18 protein-coding genes are annotated in these 17,254 nt (G+C 39.1%); 7 read left to right on the top strand and 11 right to left on the bottom strand.

What is annotated here, in order from left to right; all coding sequences use genetic code 11:
• Window positions 1–107 precede the first annotated feature (107 nt).
• On the bottom strand, window positions 108–599 hold the full coding sequence (locus tag CSV70_RS14215) for a barstar family protein (protein ID WP_099629305.1): 492 nt from the start codon (window positions 597–599) through the stop codon (window positions 108–110).
• Window positions 600–1,290: 691 nt separating this feature from the next.
• On the bottom strand, window positions 1,291–2,505 hold the full coding sequence (locus CSV70_RS14195) for an S-layer homology domain-containing protein (protein WP_099629301.1): 1,215 nt from the start codon (window positions 2,503–2,505) through the stop codon (window positions 1,291–1,293).
• Between the two features lie 182 nt (window positions 2,506–2,687).
• Here CSV70_RS14195 and CSV70_RS14190 point away from each other — a divergent pair, with 182 nt between their 5' ends.
• The gene (locus tag CSV70_RS14190) at window positions 2,688–3,464 is read left to right on the top strand and encodes an arylamine N-acetyltransferase family protein (RefSeq protein WP_233191825.1); all 777 of its coding nucleotides are present in this window, start codon (window positions 2,688–2,690) and stop codon (window positions 3,462–3,464) included.
• Window positions 3,465–3,557: 93 nt separating this feature from the next.
• On the opposite strand, the gene msrA is transcribed toward CSV70_RS14190, so the two are convergent.
• The 5 genes from msrA to CSV70_RS14165 form a co-directional block, all read right to left on the bottom strand.
• Window positions 3,558–4,091: a peptide-methionine (S)-S-oxide reductase MsrA gene (msrA, locus tag CSV70_RS14185; protein WP_255397500.1), complete on the bottom strand. Its 534-nt coding sequence runs from the start codon at window positions 4,089–4,091 to the stop codon at window positions 3,558–3,560.
• A 66-nt stretch (window positions 4,092–4,157) separates the two neighbouring features.
• The gene (locus tag CSV70_RS14180; RefSeq protein WP_099629299.1) at window positions 4,158–4,877 is read right to left on the bottom strand and encodes a phosphocholine cytidylyltransferase family protein; all 720 of its coding nucleotides are present in this window, start codon (window positions 4,875–4,877) and stop codon (window positions 4,158–4,160) included.
• A 14-nt stretch (window positions 4,878–4,891) separates the two neighbouring features.
• Window positions 4,892–5,962, bottom strand: coding sequence for a pyridoxal-phosphate-dependent aminotransferase family protein (locus CSV70_RS14175; protein WP_099629298.1), 1,071 nt, complete (start codon window positions 5,960–5,962; stop codon window positions 4,892–4,894).
• Between the two features lie 677 nt (window positions 5,963–6,639).
• The gene (locus CSV70_RS14170; protein ID WP_099629297.1) at window positions 6,640–7,410 is read right to left on the bottom strand and encodes an ABC transporter permease; all 771 of its coding nucleotides are present in this window, start codon (window positions 7,408–7,410) and stop codon (window positions 6,640–6,642) included.
• A 12-nt stretch (window positions 7,411–7,422) separates the two neighbouring features.
• The gene (locus CSV70_RS14165) at window positions 7,423–8,337 is read right to left on the bottom strand and encodes an ABC transporter ATP-binding protein (RefSeq protein ID WP_099629296.1); all 915 of its coding nucleotides are present in this window, start codon (window positions 8,335–8,337) and stop codon (window positions 7,423–7,425) included.
• A 580-nt stretch (window positions 8,338–8,917) separates the two neighbouring features.
• Between CSV70_RS14165 and CSV70_RS14160 the strand changes: the two genes are divergently transcribed.
• The 4 genes from CSV70_RS14160 to CSV70_RS14145 are packed head-to-tail and all read left to right on the top strand — an operon-like array spanning window position 8,918 to window position 13,127.
• Complete coding sequence (locus CSV70_RS14160; RefSeq protein WP_085130908.1) at window positions 8,918–10,522, top strand: spore germination protein; 1,605 nt, start codon at window positions 8,918–8,920, stop codon at window positions 10,520–10,522.
• Window positions 10,519–11,733, top strand: coding sequence for a Ger(x)C family spore germination protein (locus CSV70_RS14155; protein WP_369822363.1), 1,215 nt, complete (start codon window positions 10,519–10,521; stop codon window positions 11,731–11,733). Before CSV70_RS14160 ends, CSV70_RS14155 begins: the two co-directional genes overlap by 4 nt.
• 6 nt (window positions 11,734–11,739) lie before the next feature.
• Window positions 11,740–11,973 (top strand): hypothetical protein, encoded by a 234-nt coding sequence (locus tag CSV70_RS14150; RefSeq protein WP_099629294.1) that lies wholly within the window; start codon window positions 11,740–11,742, stop codon window positions 11,971–11,973.
• Window positions 11,974–12,008: 35 nt separating this feature from the next.
• Window positions 12,009–13,127 (top strand): GerAB/ArcD/ProY family transporter, encoded by a 1,119-nt coding sequence (locus CSV70_RS14145; RefSeq protein WP_233191824.1) that lies wholly within the window; start codon window positions 12,009–12,011, stop codon window positions 13,125–13,127.
• A gap of 125 nt (window positions 13,128–13,252) precedes the next feature.
• On the opposite strand, the gene CSV70_RS14140 is transcribed toward CSV70_RS14145, so the two are convergent.
• From CSV70_RS14140 to CSV70_RS14130, 3 genes are read right to left on the bottom strand one after another with little or no spacing between them, the layout of a single operon-like run.
• On the bottom strand, window positions 13,253–13,714 hold the full coding sequence (locus CSV70_RS14140; RefSeq protein ID WP_099661135.1) for a hypothetical protein: 462 nt from the start codon (window positions 13,712–13,714) through the stop codon (window positions 13,253–13,255).
• Between the two features lie 41 nt (window positions 13,715–13,755).
• Window positions 13,756–15,006, bottom strand: coding sequence for a replicative DNA helicase (locus CSV70_RS14135; protein WP_099629291.1), 1,251 nt, complete (start codon window positions 15,004–15,006; stop codon window positions 13,756–13,758).
• Window positions 15,003–15,797 (bottom strand): conserved phage C-terminal domain-containing protein, encoded by a 795-nt coding sequence (locus CSV70_RS14130; RefSeq protein ID WP_158232425.1) that lies wholly within the window; start codon window positions 15,795–15,797, stop codon window positions 15,003–15,005. Before CSV70_RS14130 ends, CSV70_RS14135 begins: the two co-directional genes overlap by 4 nt.
• Before the next feature lie 522 nt (window positions 15,798–16,319).
• On the opposite strand from CSV70_RS14130, the gene CSV70_RS14125 reads away from it, so the two are divergent.
• Together CSV70_RS14125 and CSV70_RS16620 are read left to right on the top strand one after the other, a co-directional pair.
• Window positions 16,320–16,727, top strand: a complete 408-nt coding sequence (locus CSV70_RS14125) for a DUF4181 domain-containing protein (RefSeq protein WP_099629289.1) — start codon at window positions 16,320–16,322, stop codon at window positions 16,725–16,727.
• 135 nt (window positions 16,728–16,862) lie between these two features.
• On the top strand, window positions 16,863–17,039 hold the full coding sequence (locus tag CSV70_RS16620) for a hypothetical protein (RefSeq protein WP_199171629.1): 177 nt from the start codon (window positions 16,863–16,865) through the stop codon (window positions 17,037–17,039).
• A 122-nt stretch (window positions 17,040–17,161) separates the two neighbouring features.
• On the opposite strand, the gene CSV70_RS16950 is transcribed toward CSV70_RS16620, so the two are convergent.
• A partial coding sequence (locus CSV70_RS16950; protein WP_369802589.1) for an IS3 family transposase occupies window positions 17,162–17,254 on the bottom strand: 93 nt, incomplete at its 5' end.

Raw genomic sequence — 17,254 nt, 5'->3', positions numbered from 1 at the left:
ACACCTTAAGATTATAGTAATCCAAAGGAGATAAACGGTATATCCTATTAAACTATATTCTAATGCCTCATATTTATTTTAATTCTATATTTACTACGACTATTATATTAAAATATATTTACTCCCATCTCAAACAAATTAGTATTAAATGTTTCAGGGATATCTTTGTTAGAGTGGATAATAATACTAAAAGGTACAACTTCACTCTGATAATTATTGCCATCTCGCCAGTCTCTAATAGACGACATCAAAATCACAAAAAAATTTTTTCTTTCGCTTAAATCTTTTGATAATAATAACTCAAAATTATTAATAAAAATCACAAAAAAACTACTTTCCAACCATTCTAAATCATTAATACATTCGTCAAAAGAATCCCAATTCTCCGAAAAATAACTCGGAAAATTTAAATTCAAGTAAAACTGTTTTAATAATTCCTCTTTTGTCAAACAAAATCCTCCATTGATTATCGCGTGAAATAATTGAGTTTCTTTTACAGACTCAACTTGACAGTATACATGATTAAACTTCTCGGTATCTCTTGTAAAATGTATATATGAACCTTCTAGACGTTTTAAATTTATATTGTATTGTTCCATTTTAGTCACCTTCTATTAATTTTCAAAAATGATTTATAATAATTTTTTACGATTTTTTGTATATTATGACTTACCATTCTTGCCAATAACAAGTCGCTGAGCCCCTCTGTTTACTCTCTTTATATAAAGATCCACATCATATTCTCTATAGCTTGTATTGTTTGGAAGTCTGTTTTCTTTTTTAAAAAACGCGAGCACCTTTATAATTTTTTTGTTGGTTTAAAATTCTTTAACGCCTAACATTTTTTATCTTTTTATAAGCTTTATAAAGTCTATAACCTCCAACTGGAAGAGGAATAAATTGCGCGAAATGACCATCTAGATCTGTCATCATTATAAGATTACTGTCCGCATAAGTATAGCCCTTCATCGCAATTGGATCATCTTCATCATCTGGGTCTGGGCACGCGAAAGGAAGCTTCATCTTCTTTTGTTTATAGTGTCACAGCCGTTTCAGGATCACTAAAAGGTACCAGTGACGTGTCATTGATTGAAAATACACTTGTTTCTGTATCGTCTGTTCAACTATTTCTCTCCCAAACCCATGGCGTTTTTTTAGTGTTGGGACCTGGTACGTTAAATAAAAAATACCTGCAACAAACTTTGACTCAAGTTGGCTGCAAGCATTGTGAATTACTTTTCTAGTTTCTACTCTCATTATCTACTACAACCTATTTTTAAAAAATCAAGTTCAATTGACGTCTAACATCTTTGACGTCTTCACTTTATAATACAACATATGTGCATCCGGAACGTTCACTTCCACTGCGTAGCGCGCTTCTTTTCCGTCCGTAAAGCGGACTGTCGCGATGAAGTTGCCGGGCTTGTTGACACGAATGAACACATCCGGCGAATCGGTATACCCTTCAAACGGCATGGTGTCGGATAAGACTTCCCCGTCCGTCCGCACGAAACGAATAGTTTCAACCTCTTCATTCGCCGCCAGTTTCAGACGCGCCCGCGTCTTTAAAATATCACTCGCGTAGAGTAACTGCACCTTCAGTTTGCCGTCGACTTTCTTCACATCCACATAGTATTTATGATAGTAGCGTTTGATATTTTGATCTTCCATACCATAATTACCGCCGATCTGTAATGTTCCTCTTCCTTCTTTAAGCGGAGTTACTTGCAACCGATCGCCAGTATATCCTGAAGGTGTCTGTCTGCCTTTAATGATGGCTGCGTGATATACTTCCGAGTTGACCGCAAATTCATCCGTGTCCTCATCGATCATGATTTCCGAGAAACGCAGCATCGGACCCCATGTCTTTAATGAATAGGACTCAGGTTGGACACGCTCCGTTAGTTGCATCAACTTCGCTGCTTGTCCTCTCGTCACCCATTCATTGATGCCGAATCTGTCGGACGTTACGCCTGTTGTAATACCCAGTTTGTGCAGAATCAAGACATTCGCGCCATGCGACGTGTTGGGCTTGACGTCATGGAATGGATTTTCTTCCGCGTTAAAAGCAAAGCGTGGTAAATCGAATGCTTTCACGAGGATGGAAGCCAATTGTCCCCGCTTGACGGGATCATTCGGCCCGAAACGTCCGTCTTCATAGCCGCCGATCACTTCAAGCTCCGCAAGCTTAGCAATGGCATTGTGATAGCCGTTCGCTTTCGAGACGTCCTTGAATCCAGGATCCTTCACCATGTAATCCGGATTCAGTCCCATCAACTTTGCAATAATTGCCGCCGTCTGACCGCGCGTGATTGGATTGCCTGGCTTAAATAAGCCGTCCGTATATCCCGTAATAATATGGCGTTCTGCCAATTCATTGACCGCCTCCGCAAAGTGCTTGGTATCGGGAACATCCGTGAACTTCTGGTTGCTTGCAGCCATACTTGATAATGGCAAGCTGAGGGCAAGAGCCACCGCGCCAAATGTTATCCAAATCTTTTTCATTGTGTTTCTTCCTTTCTAGTATGTAATCATAGATCAACGTACAGACGGAGAAATTCGAAAATAGTTTCATTGGATTTATACTATATTTATAGCCATAGACAGATCTCTTCGCAATCGTAAAATGGTGGCAATACTACTGATGAAAGGATGGATGAAATATGCTGCAATGGATTTCGACCCAATTGACACTCAACGGCACACCGCTTGAGCAAATCAGCCAAGTTCAGACGCTCTTCGCCCAGCAATTCGAATTTGAAAACCTGGATGTCTTACTGGCGAATGAAGAGCCTATTACCGAGCGATATCTTCAAAATAAAATGATTAGACACGGACGCGGTGGTTTGTGCTATGAACTCAATGGCCTGCTGTATATCGCACTCAGGGACCTAGGTTTCCCCGTACAACTCGCCGCGGCTACAATTTGGGCACCGCCACCACGTGATCACTATGTCCTCGATCGTACACATATCGTGAATTTGCTCCATTACGAAAATACACTGTACGTAATCGACAGTGGTTTCGGCAACAATCTCGTCATGCAACCCGTCGCACTCGATAGCGATCCCGTCACTTCGCCTGCTGGCACATTCCGGCTGCGGAGTGAAACGACCGAAAAAGGCACAATGGTATTTGAACAACTGAAGGACAATGGCTGGGAACGTCGCTATGGTCTCTATCCCGACGCTATCGACTGGACACATTTGAACCATGTCAAACAGCAGATCCATCACAGTCCTGAATCTTCATTCAACAAAGCGTTGCTCATCGCCAAAGTAACAAACGACGGCACGTACTCGATTAATGAAGATCGTTACCATCGAAAATGTAGTGACGACGAAGAAACTCTGCCGTTCCAAGATCATGATGACTTACTCGAACAAGTCAGACAGCATGCAGCTCCAGCTGTTTATGAAGCGACCGAGAAGTATATTAACCAGCAAAAAACCTCCTACGACTGATTTTGGTCGTAGAAGGTTGTTTGTATGTAAAATGGTGCCAAGTCCCAATACTAGTCTGAAATGTCGAAGGATCTGACACCCAATATGCTAGTATTACTTACCCCAGTGCTCAGCGATGAATTCATTGCGCCCTGAACGTGCACGATCCTCTTCGTAATGGTCTTTTTCTTTTATGTAATAATCTTGATGGTATTCTTCAGCCCGATAGAACGTTTCTGCTCGTCGGATTGGTGTCACGATCGGTTTTGTGAAAATGCCACTTGCCGCTAGAGCTTCTTTTGATTTTTCGGCAGCTTCCCGTTGCGCCTCTGTGTAATAAAAAATAGCGGTTGTGTAGGATAAGCCGCGGTCTTGAAATTGACCTTCTGCATCTGTTGGATCGATTTGTTGCCAGTATACTTCAAGTAACTTCTCATAAGGAAATAGTACAGGATCAAACGTGATTTCAACGACTTCTATATGACCAGATGTACCTGTTTTCACATCTTCATATGTCGGATTATCGAGATGCCCGCCCATATAACCAGACACGATGTCGTGGACTCCTGGCCATTCTTTAAACGGTTTCACCATGCACCAAAAACACCCTCCTGCAAATGCTGCTTTTTCTATTTTTTCATCAGCCAATTCTACCCTCTCCTTTTATGTGATATGAAGCATGAATTTTAAAAGCGTGTCAGGTCCCTACACAATTCATAATAATGTCGGAATCTGGTACCCAAAATCAGTGTTTCTCCGAAATTCAAGGATTCTTTGATAATCTTCTATGACGTCTATTTCTGACCAAAACATACCCCTAACGTCTACAACATTTATAGTTATCTCATCTATAAATGAATATAAAACGTTTTCCCACCAAAAATTGTGATTTTGCTCTTTTATTAGTTTCTCCAGTCTCTCTACGAACTTCTCCAAAAATATTTTCTTGATTTTTGCTATGCCAACATATTCCCCACTATATTCTTTTAATTCTTTACCATGCCCGATTAGCTGATTATTATTGCAATAGAAAAGGTAATCTAGATCACTATTCGAATCCATTAGGAAAGTTTGTTCATGCCTAGAGCTTAGTAGCTTGTCTAACATATTCTGCTCAAAGTATACATCTGCATTCGCTATGATAATATCTTCGTCTTTAAGTTCGTTTCTCGAAAACCATAAAGAGGCTACACTATTTGTAACACTGTAAAATGGATTGAAATAATACTTTACATCGAGATCGTATAGAAGATCCTTAATGATATCCGCTTTATATCCAACAACAATTATTACTTCAATATTATTTCGTTGGAATAATTCAACAGTATGGCGGATTAATGACCTCCCTCCTATATCAAGTGAACATTTGGGCACGTCGCCAATATATTCGCTAATTCTTGTTCCTCTTCCACCAGCCAATAATATAGCTTTCAAATATAACCCTCCCTTTATGAAATAGTTTTTAAATTTTTCTTTATTTCATCTAGTAGATATTGGTTATTTTCGATAGTAATTGCACCGAGATGTCCGACTCTAAATATCTTACAACTTAATTCTCCTCCGTTAGGCATTACATATATATCACTATTCATCTTAAGAGATTGAACAACTGATTCAGGACTTATTGATCTAAGTGGACTTACAGCTGTTAATGCGTTTGAAGGACTTTTAGTTGGAATTTCAAAAGGCAGCTTAATAATTTCATTTCTAAAATGAATGGCAAGTTCTCTAGTTTCTTTAATTATTTTTGTAACACTCTGTTTATCAACATACTTCAATTTTTTATTCAATTGTAACAAATTACTTACGGCTGGAGTATAGGGAGTCTGCCCTCTTTCACCGTCAGACAAATATTTGTTGAAGTTAAAGTATACGCTTTTAAAGGAAATCTCTCTCACACGATCTTGTGATTTTTTGTCGAGAACAACATAGGACATACCCGGCGGGAGCCCTAATGCTTTCTGGGAGCTAATAATAACTGCATTAGCAGTACTTCCTTCCATGTCAAAAGGATCGGCTAAATATGAACTAATTGCGTCTATTACTAGGAGTAAATGATTTTTTTTACAAAACTCCTTAACCAAATTTATATCATAGAGTACACCTGTAGAGGTTTCATGTATATTAATGAGAAGGCCGGTAAAACCTTTTTTATCGTAAGGAATTAAATCACCAATAGTTAAATCTTCAAAGAAGTTTAATTTAATCTCTTTATAATGTAGACTATGGACTTGGCAAATCTCTGAGAACCTAGAACCAAAAACTCCTCCATTTACAACAAGCAACTTGTCTTCTTGATCAAACAAATTTAAAACGGTTGCTTCCATTGCAGCTGTACCTGAGGCAGTTAAAAAAACAACTTTAGAATCTACGGGAGAGTTCATACTTTGTTTTAACAGCTCTTCACTTTCTAATGTCATGGCAGAGAATTCTTCATTCCTAAAGTAAGGCATTTGTTTGGACCCTATTTTCAGCACTTCTTTATCAAGTGTGACAGGACCGACTGTGAAATTTAACAATATAATAGCTCCTCCCTCTATATGTGTTGATGTATCAATGGTTTGACCACCTTAGTTTAAATACACTTAAAGTATACACTAAGAGATATAAATAGTTATCTAAATCTTCTATATAGTTAACGACACGTATTCATTTCAATGGAAATTCACGAAAATCCCTATTCTTTATCCCCACTTACTCCAAGATAGCGATCTTCCCCATAATCTAGCTAACAAACATTGGGACCTAGTATCTCGAATTTAAGACCGCATGCATCTCCAACTGTTTATAAAGCGACGGTGAATTATATTTATCAGCAAAAACCCTCCTGCGACTGATTTAGGTCGTAGAAGGGATTTCTTTTATAAAATATATCTCCATCGAAATAATTGAAGTTTAGGGAATGGTATTAGGTGCTACGTCATGCTACTTTGAATTTGAGATAAAAATCTTATTCAGGAGCATGTAGCTCTCAGAAAATGTTGCGTGACGACGTTTAATATGAAGGACTCTGAAGATATGACAGCAATGCCTATTGATTTGTTAGGGTCCACTGCTGCTCAAGAAGCTATGCGAGGTTAAATTAAAACAGACTCCTGATTGGCTCACATGACGAAGTGGGCTGATCAGGAGTCTATTGTATGGTTTAGGCATTCAAGTTTATTTCTCAAGTAACTGATACAGTACGTCCAAGATGTTAACTTCTCAGTCCACGGCCTTTTTCAATCAAATACCAATTGATTACGTAAAGCACTACGATAAACGTAATCGAAATGACAATGGAAAATATAATGGGTACATCGATCACACCGAGAATCCCGAACCGGAATCCGGAAATCATGTAAACGATCGGGTTGAACTGTGAAATTACTTGCCAAAATGGAGGCAACATCGAGATGGCAAAAAATACGCCACCTAAATAAGTCAACGGCTGAAGAATAAACGTAGGCACAATAGACACATCGTCAAATGACTTGGCAAAAATACCGTTCAACAGGCCCGCCAACGAGAACAAAATAGCCGTCATCAAAAACGTCAAGATGACAATGCTCCACGAGTGCACTTGCAACGGCACGAAAAACAGAGAGATTATCGTGACCAGTATCCCTACGAGAACACTTCTTCCTATTCCTCCAATGACAAAGCCCCAAATAATAATATGAGTCGGTACAGGGGCAACTAATAGTTCTTCAATGTTCTTTTGAAACTTTTGCGAGAAAAATGATGACGAAACATTTGAGTAGGAACTAGTGATGACTGACATCATGATCAATCCTGGGACAATAAATTCCATGTAAGAGAATCCGTCCATTTCGCCAATCCGTTCACCAATCAAATTCCCAAAAATGATAAAGTACAAAGAAGTTGTGATGACTGGCGGGACCAATGTTTGGACCCAGATTCTTAAATAGCGGTTCGTTTCTTTGACCGATAAACCTTTTAATGCTGTTAAATATAATTTAAACATGTATATCCTCCACTATGCAGTTTCTTCCGTAAGCTTTAAAAATAACTCTTCTAATCGATTGGACTTGTTGCGCATAGATAACACTTTAATCCCTTGTTCTGTCAATTGGTTAAACACTTCATTGATCCCTTGATCACGTGCTACTTCTACAGAAAGAGATCCATCGTCCATGAGTTCACTAGTATAACCTTTAATCACTGGCGTCCGTCCTGAAGGTTCGATATCTAAAATAACGGTTTCATACTGAAGCTTAGCGAGCAATGATTTCATACTAGTATCTTCAATTAGCTGCCCTTTTTGAATGATCCCGATATTACGACACAACATTTCCGCTTCTTCCAAGTAATGTGTTGTCAGAATAATCGTCGTGCCATTTTCATTCAATTCTTTAAGAAATGTCCACATCTCTCGTCTTAATTCAATATCTACACCAGCTGTAGGCTCATCAAGAATAAGTAAGCGCGGTTCATGCATCAAAGCACGTGAGATCATCAGTCGACGTTTCATCCCTCCAGAAAGCATCTGGGCCTGAACATTTCGTTTCTCCCACAAATCAGACTGCTTCAAGTATTTTTCGCTACGCTTTAGCGCCTCTTTCCTAGACACACCGTAATAGCCCGCCTGGTTCACTACAATCTGCTGAACCGTTTCAAACGGACTGAAGTTGAATTCTTGAGGAACCAGACCGATCTGCAGCTTGGCTTGCATTAACTGCGTATCCATATCATAGCCAAAGACATTCACTTTTCCTGATGTCTTATTGACGAGAGACGTCACAATGCCGATAGTTGTAGATTTGCCGGCACCGTTAGGACCTAAAAGAGCATAAAAATCTCCTTCTTCCACTTTCAAATCGATGCCACGCAAAGCTTCAACACCACCAGCATAGACTTTTTTTAGATCTTTAATTTCTAATGCGTATGTCATTCTATTTAACTCCTCACCATCTTTGTGATCGGGTTTATATAAATATCCATCTGCCAGTATACCATTCCTATAGTAGAGGTACCAGGTTCTAGCACCAGTATGCATCGTATTAAATCTTAGTATTTCCCGATTCAACTCAATAAAAAAAGAGTACCAGCCATCGATATGATGATCGATAGCTGGCACTTTAAGGTGCCTTGTCCCAATACTATTTTGGATTATAAAAACTAATCTTTTCACTAGATGTATTAATAATTCTGAAAAACACTCGTGTTTGTTTCTCTAATAGTTCTAGCATGATAGCTCCGTTCAGACAGCAAAATGCAAGAAAATTTTCAAAATTTTTATGCGCTCGAATTATATTAAACAATTTTAGTTATCTTCTAGACTTCCAATTAATGCTACCAATAACTCTAATCTTTTACTTTATTCTACATCCACCCCAATCAATTACTCCTTTCATTTCCCCGCCCAACCCGCATAAAATAACAATAATAAGGACATGATGAATAAAACAGTAATGAAAAATCAATATATATGCGTACCTACGCAAAACACCAAACAGTAAATGAGGTAGTGTATGGGCTTTTTCAAAAAGAAAGGTAACTCTAAAGTACAATCCACTCCCCCTAGCCAAACGAAAGAAACCAGTTCAACAAACTCAACAAACGATTTAAAGACAAGTCTTCAAGACAATATACAATTCGTAAAGGATAGCCTGGGCGAGAGCACCGATATTGTCATTCGTGAAATACGAATTGGTAGAGGTGGATCGGTTAAAGCGGGTATTTTTTATACCGACGGGTTGTCTGATACGCCTTCATTACAAAATTTCATAATGGAAACCTTGATGCTAGATATAAAAAGTACCGGATTAGAGAAGAAGTTAACGCCTGAGCAAAATCTTTTAACTGCATTAAAAGATTTTGCCATGACGGTAGGAGAGATTAAAGATCTAACCAATTTTGATGATCTCTTCACTTCCCTTTTATCAGGGGATGCGATTCTTTTGATCGATGGCTATGCCGAAGGTCTGGTCATTGGTAATAAGCATTGGGTTGAGCGTGGAATAACAGAACCTGCGTCTCAGACAGTAGTTAGAGGACCGCGCGAAGGTTTTTCTGAAAATCTGCGTGTCAATACAGCTTTGGTTCGACGGAAACTGAAAGATCCGAGTCTTTGGATGGAGTCAAAAGTGATTGGAACACGGACGAAAACGAATGTTGCCATTATGTATATTCACGGGGTTGCTAATGACAAAATCGTCGATGAAGTCCGTTTGCGTTTGGATCGAATAGATATTGACGGGATTTTGGAAAGTGGTAATATCGAGGGGCTTATTGAAGATTCAACATACTCTCCTTTCCCTACCGTTTTTAATACCGAACGTCCGGACACAGTAGCTGCAGCACTTCTTGAAGGACGCATAGCCATTTTAGTAGATGGAACCCCTTTTGTACTAATTGTTCCCGCACTATTCGTCCAATTTTTCCAATCTCCTGAAGACTACTATGTGCATACCGGTATTGGAAGTCTAATTCGACTGTTACGCTTCTTTGCATACCTAATTGCTTTGCTTGCACCGGCGTTATTTATTGCGATTACCACTTTTCATCAAACGATGCTACCACCTGCACTCCTTATTAGCCTGACAGCCCAACGAGAAGGTGTGCCATTTCCGGCATTTATTGAAGCCCTCATAATGGAAGTCACTTTTGAAATATTAAGGGAAGCAGGCGTTAGGATGCCCCGCTCCATCGGTTCAGCCATGTCCATTGTAGGTGCGTTTGTGATTGGTACCGCAGCGGTCGAAGCCGGTATTATTTCAGCTGCAATGGTCATCGTCGTTTCCATAACCGCCATATCAAGTTTTGTTTCACCTACTTACAACTTTGCCATATCTGCTAGGATACTACGCTTTGGATTTATGGTGCTAGCTGCTTCGTTTGGTTTATTCGGCATCGCCATTGGTTTCGTGGCTCTTATTCTCCACTTATGCAGCTTACGTTCATTTGGTATGCCTTATATGTCACCTTTAGCTCCATTTAATGTTTCCGATCAAAAAGATACGTTAATTGTGGTGCCAATATGGAAAATGTTTACTCGCCCTCGCCTAACCAATCAAACAAATAAGGTGAGACAACAAGATCCAGCCTCTGCAAAACCACAGCCGCCCAAAAAATGAGGAATAGGAAAGGGAGTTCATTGATGAAAAAGTGCATAGTTACACTCTTGATTCTCCCCCTCTTCTTGTCGGGGTGCTGGGACAAGAGGGAATTAAATGAGCTGAGTATTACAATGGCAATAGGAATAGATAAAATTGAAAATGAATACGTAGTAAGTGCACAAGTCGTCGTGCCTTCGGAAGTATCCATGAAGGCAAGTACAGGACGTTCAGCGGTCACTCTCTATAAAGCAACCGGGGACACTGTATATGAAGCCTTTCGAAAAATGACAAAGAACACCCCACGAAAAATTTATCCCGGACATCTACAAATACTAGTTCTCAGTGAAGACTTAGCCAAAGAAGGGATCGCCGAATCATTAGATTTACTATCAAGAGATTGGGAGCTTCGATCAGACTTCTATGTAGTCATTGCGAAACATTTGACTGCATCTGAAGTATTGAATGTGACTACACCTATAGAAAGCATTCCAGCCAATAAAATGTTTAATGCGCTTAAAATATCAGAAAAAAACTGGGCCGGAACAGAAGGCATTATATTAGATGAGCTAGTAACCAATCTCATAAGTGACGGAAAGGAAGCTGTGTTAACAGGGATTCAAGTAATAGGAGACGAAGAAATAGGAAAAAGCAAACAGAATGTTGAATCGATTACTCCTGCCGCACGAATTCAATATGATGATTTAGCTGTGTTTAAAGCAGATAAGCTAGTCGGCTGGTTAACCCAAGAAGAAAGCAGGGGCTACTCAGATATTACCAACTCAGTGAAATACACCGTCACCTCTATTCCTTGTCCTAAAGAAGGAAAAATCACTATAGATATTCTTAAATATCATTCTAAGATTAAAGGCGCTATCAACAAAGGAGAGCCTGAAGTGAATATTCAAATTGAGGCAGAAGGCAATATAGGAGAAGTACTATGTTCAATTGATCTTTTGAAACCAGAAACCATTCACGAGCTAGAGAAAATTTATGAAAAAGAGGTGAAAGAAATTATTCTACGAACAATAGAAACGGTACAAAACGAATATAAATCAGACATCTTCGGATTTGGTGAAGCCATTCATCGATCCAATCCTAAAGAGTGGAACAAAATGAAAGAACATTGGGATGAAAAGTTTACCGACTTGCCGGTGAATGTACAAATTGATATGAACATTCGCCGTACGGGTACAATAAATAATTCCTTCCTAAATAAGATCAAGGATTAACGGATTATGCTAAAAAGTATAAGCATACTTTTGATAGCTGCTGCGATTGTGTGGTTTGAAGTTCCTCCACTCTTGGATAAAAAACATAAAAAAGAATTGCTCGCGTTTTCCATTCTTCTTGCGATTGGTGTCGTGCTAGGCATTATGCTTGCATTCGGAAAAACTATTCCCACTCCAATGGACTTGCTCACTTTTTTGTTTACACTGTTTACTAACCTTATTGCTCCTTTGCTGAAGTAAAGACTCATGTGAAGGGAAAGGTAGGATATGAAATGATGCAAAATGTTAAAATTAATCCATACCAATTCCTAGTTTTGGTTATTTTCTTTACGATTGGTACAGGCATCTTAATTGTTCCGTCAGTATTAGCTACCGAAGCGAAACAAGACGCGTGGATTGCCGCTATAATTGGTATGGGAATCGGCTTATTGGTCATTTGGCTATTCACGACTATAGCTCTTTGGTTCCCTCATCTCACTTATATCCAAATCAACGAAAAGATATTTGGTAAGTGGATAGGGAAAGCTGTTTCCGTATTATTTGTATCCATGGCAGCACTTTACACGGCTAGTCTTTTGTATTATTCCTCGACATTTATCACGACCAATATGATGCCTAACACTCCTTCACTAGCTCTTAATATTCTGATGATGGGAATCGTCGTGATGGGCGTCCGGCTTGGATTGGAAACGATCGCTCGGTCTGCAGAAATTTTTATAGTCGTATTCTTTATCCTTTTTCTCATTTTAGTGGTATTTATTTCACCTGAAATCAAATTTGAAAATTTACAGCCCGTTTTTGAGACAGGAACAAAAACGCTTGTTCAATCCAGTGTCTATTTTGTTTCCTCTTCTTCTGTCAACGCAATTGTGTTATTAATGATCTTCCCGTCCTTGCTCAATAAAATGAAACAGGCTAAAAAATCCTTTTTAATTGGAAACTTAATAGGCGGAATCTTTATCTTCATTTTTACATTCTTAAGCATTTCGGTAGTAGGTGCCGATGATACAGCAATACAGATTTATCCAGGCTATGAATTGGCTAAACGAATAAATGTTGGTGATTTTTTACAGCGCATTGAAGAATTTATGGGTTTCCTTTGGTTTATCGCGCTCTATTTTAAGACGATTCTTTATTTTTATGCTTCCGTTTTGGGGATCGCCCAAATTTTAAACTTACAAGACTACCGCCCTTTAACGCTACCGTTAGGCATGATTGCCGTGATACTTTCTCTCGTGATCTATCCGAACGTCGTCTACCAAAAAGAAATTGAACAATCGACTGAAATATTCATTTCCATATCAATTGGACTTTTCTTGCCTCTTTTACTAGTTATCGTATATGCCTTTCGAAGAAATAAGTTAAAAAAGAATCCTGATCCTGAAAGCCCTTGAAATGAATTCACTTTGTACTAGAGATCCAGCTCATCTTCTTCAATGAAGATAGCTGGATTTAAACATGGCTTGTGAAATACAGAACGTGTAGTACGTGCTATGTTCACACCCATCTCTCCTCTCGCTTATACACGATGCACCAAACGCTTCCCTGCCTCCACATGCCCCACATACACCGGAAACTGCACCATACGCTTTCGATACTCGTACAAACTTTCTTCTTTTCCTGATTCCGCAAATGTTAATAAATTCGGCATCAATCGATCAGCGTGCGTGACCTTCACACCGGTCTCTCGAAATGTTTCGCTATGTAATCGATAAGCATCTGCCTCTTTCTTACCGAGATAAAATGCATACCAATTCGGTTGCTTACTTTCCACGACAAAGAGCTTGATCTCACCAATACGCAATGTGTTCTCTTTCATCGATTGCTGGATTGCTTCCTCGTCGAACTTAATTTTTTTTAGTTTTTTGCTATCTTCATCCATGCAAATCTTTTGATTCGTAATCGCCCAGAAGATACTGTGAGCAGTTAAGGACATATCGGTATCAACTGCGTAATCAAATAATTCTTCAACTGTAATCATACGTACACTCTCCTTTAGTGGGGCAAAATATTTAGAACGGTTCAGGACATTGAAGCGAGTCGGCCATTGTCTTTGTTGTAGTAAACAGTGCAGCCACCGACTGGACCGTTACGGTGCTTGGCAACCGTGATTTCGAGAAGGTTATTGAGTTCCGATTCTTGATTGTAGTAATCATCTCTGTAGAGGAAGCACACAACGTCGGCGTCTTGTTCGATGTTGCCGGAGTCTCGTAGATCGCTCATCATCGGTTGCTTGTCCTGGCGTTGTTCGACTGCTCTGGAAAGCTGAGACAGGACGACAACAGGACAGTTAAATTCTTTTGCCATCGTTTTTAGGTCTGCGCTAATTTGGCCAATTGCTTGGTTTTGGTTATTCGTTCTTTCTTCCGGTTGGATGATCTGTAAGTAATCAACGAAAATAATCGGTCGCTTGTCCGGTTGTGCTTTAATGACTCTGCGGGCAGTGGCTTTTATTTGACTCACTTTTATTCCACTTCTGTCGTCGATACGGATTTTAGCGCTTTGCAGATGCTCTAGTGCTGTCATCCATGTATTCTTCTGTGTGTTATCAAAATGTTTATATGGATCGCGCATCTTTAATCGACTGTATCCACCCGCTGTCGATATCAGACGGTCGGTCATCGTTTTACGGCTCATTTCGAGTGAAAAGACGATCGGTAAATGATCGTTTAATCCGGCAGTCAGCGCGAGATGATTGAGTGTATCCGTCTTCCCCATAGAAGGTCTTGCAGCGATGACAATGAATTCACTGTCTTGGAATCCGTTCAGCAGATAATCCATCGGCTGTAAGCCTGTGCTAATTCCTGTCATCTCCGGTCCTTCGATGAATGGGCGTTCGTACTGTGCCACCAGGATCTCGTCGAGTAACAGCGAATCATCTGACGTGTAATCGGTATCCAGTTTTTCTAACTCTTTAAAAACATCATTAAGTTCCCACTGTTCGACCTGTGCTTGCTGTAAGATTCTCTCCATCTCGCGTTTTTTCCACTTTGTAATAACCATTTCCAAATACTCGTCAAAGCGCGCGGGGTTGGCAAAGCGACGTAATTCCGATACGTAATTGGCCCCACCAAGTTCTGCCGGTTCCCGTGTCGTCAGCAAGGTGATGAAGTCGATTGGGCGTCCGTTGTTAGCTAATTCTTTCATGGTAAGATAAATATTTTTGTGCAGCTGTGTCTCAAAGAATGCTGTCTGAATCCCACTGTCCAAAACCAAATAATTTTCCTCCATCATCGTACCGAGAAGACTTTTTTCCATTAGTTCACTATTCATACGTGTTCATCCCCTTTATTGAAATCCAGCACTGGTAGAGCGAGCAAACGCTTTTTCGGCTTCTGCATTACAGCTAGTTCATTGATATAGTTTTCAAAATTCGTTGCGCTAAATAACGTCGATGGCCGCAGGAAGCGGTTGAATTCAGCATGGTTCATCCACTGTGACACTTTGAGATCGATGACTTTCATGAAATCCTCTTGCGTATAGCCCTCTTTCACTCTGCCAGCGATGAACTTCTTAGTAGTTGTTGAAGTGATTTTGAATTGCTTTCCGGTTTGATCATTCAAATACTGAATCACACTATGTGCGACGTCGAGATTCATCTCGACTTGGTCTTTATTCTTTATTTTTAAAGATTCTTTAAGTTCTTTGGTTATTGGCTTGCCCAAATCTGCCACGTGGACTTGCTTAACTTCGCCAGGCGCACTTGGCGCTTCTGAGCAAGTGACTTGCCCATGTTCGAATGTACTTTCAGGCAATCTAGTATAGTCGATTCGGTACCATTTCGTGTTGTCGATCTTCATCCGGTTGTGATGATGTGCTGAAATGAGATAACCCTTTTTTTCAAGATCATAAATAATACGTCTAATCGTGTTCGTCGACCAGAACGTAAATTCTTTAGTCCAGTCATCATACGTTTTATAGATCCACCTATGGCCGTCCCGAACGTTCTTGGATATAAGCGAGCGAAAATGTACTTGTTGCATAAATAGTGCTCCATTGATTCCTACTAAGTGTACGAGCGACGGTAGTAGCGGTATTGACTCTTCTTCAATTAATAATTTCATTTGGCTTCTCCCCTTGTAGATAGGTAGTAGATGAGTGCTCACTTTGCACTTCTCATACTCCATATAGAGAGTTTTTAAGAAAAGGATACTGATTTTAAAAATAAATTTTACATACGCTAAAAAAGAGTGGAAGTATAGCTCTCCACCCCTTGCAAATTATGTATTTTTACACATACATCGCATAATTGATTTGATAGCATTTCGACGTAGAATTTTGTCTACCTGTCCGTACTTTGAAATAGCCCTTGTTTTCAAGTATTGCTTTGTAGCCACTTAGTGCATATCCACTTCCCCTTCGATTTATATTGCTTGCTTCATAGGCTAAATAGAGTGATTTCCGTTTATAGATACACCACAATCGAAACTTACTAGTATACGGTTGAGCTAGAGACTATATTTCGTGATGATTCTTAATTTTTTAGTAGACTCTGGATATCTTTGGTATAATTACGAAAAGAAAGGATACCGATGAATAGAATGAAGGGAAGAATAAAAAGTGGTTAATAGTAGAGGAGGAGTTGTGTGTTCTGGTTAAAACTCGGGTTGATTCTGGTATTTGTTTTTGCTCTTATTTCACTAGTTAAGTTTCTTCTAAGGAGGCTACTTAAAATTGAAAAAGTAAAGAAAAAGTTTTTTTCGTATAATCATATAAATGAATCGCATCGAAAAATCGATAAATTTTTGCGGATTTTTTCTACGATTAGCCTAATCACTTTATATTCTATGCTGTTGTTTTATAGGGAGGAGTTACTTTACTTGTTTTTCTTCGCAATGGTGGGTTTTGCGATCCTGGATTATTTGATAAGAGCCTTTTTCGAGTGGAAGTACACACACGATCCAAAACAATCTATTTTGACTGTAACGGAAATGCTTATAATAGTAGCGACCATCATGATCGTCATTCAATTTAACTTACTTGGTCCCTATTGAACGAAGCACTTCATAAATGAATAAGAATCCTATTTATGGTAAATGCACAATGGAAGAAATTCTTGTTGAAAAAATCATTCCATTTAGCACATAGAAATTGCATGTATTAGAATAAGGAAAAGCGAGGTTTTACATATGAATGACAAGTGGTACGGGCTATATGCCTTGATATTAGGAATTGTATCATTTTTCACAGGGGAAATTGTCACTTTCATAATGCTCGGGTTTATATTAATAGCATTAATGAACATCAACACAACCTTGAAAATGAATATCAAAAAAGACCAGGATCAGCGTGACAGTGAAGAATGAATTTTCTTTTGAATTTCTTCCGGGGTATTCCACTAACGGAAGTGATTGTACTTATTAAATAAAAAGACCATATTGTTGTACAATAAAATGTACCCTTTGTAAAGGACAATTATAAAAAAAGCCTAAGCTGCTTGTTGAAGCTGTCGTCTGTATTCTGCAGGCGGCAGCTTTTTCAAGTTCCACTGCCCGCGATAATGGTTATAGTACGTCATATA

Origin of the sequence: Sporosarcina sp. P25 (assembly GCF_002743235.1) — a bacterium.
In the GTDB taxonomy this organism is placed as follows: domain Bacteria; phylum Bacillota; class Bacilli; order Bacillales_A; family Planococcaceae; genus Sporosarcina; species Sporosarcina ureae_B.
This window is presented reverse-complemented; position numbering and strand designations above follow the sequence as displayed.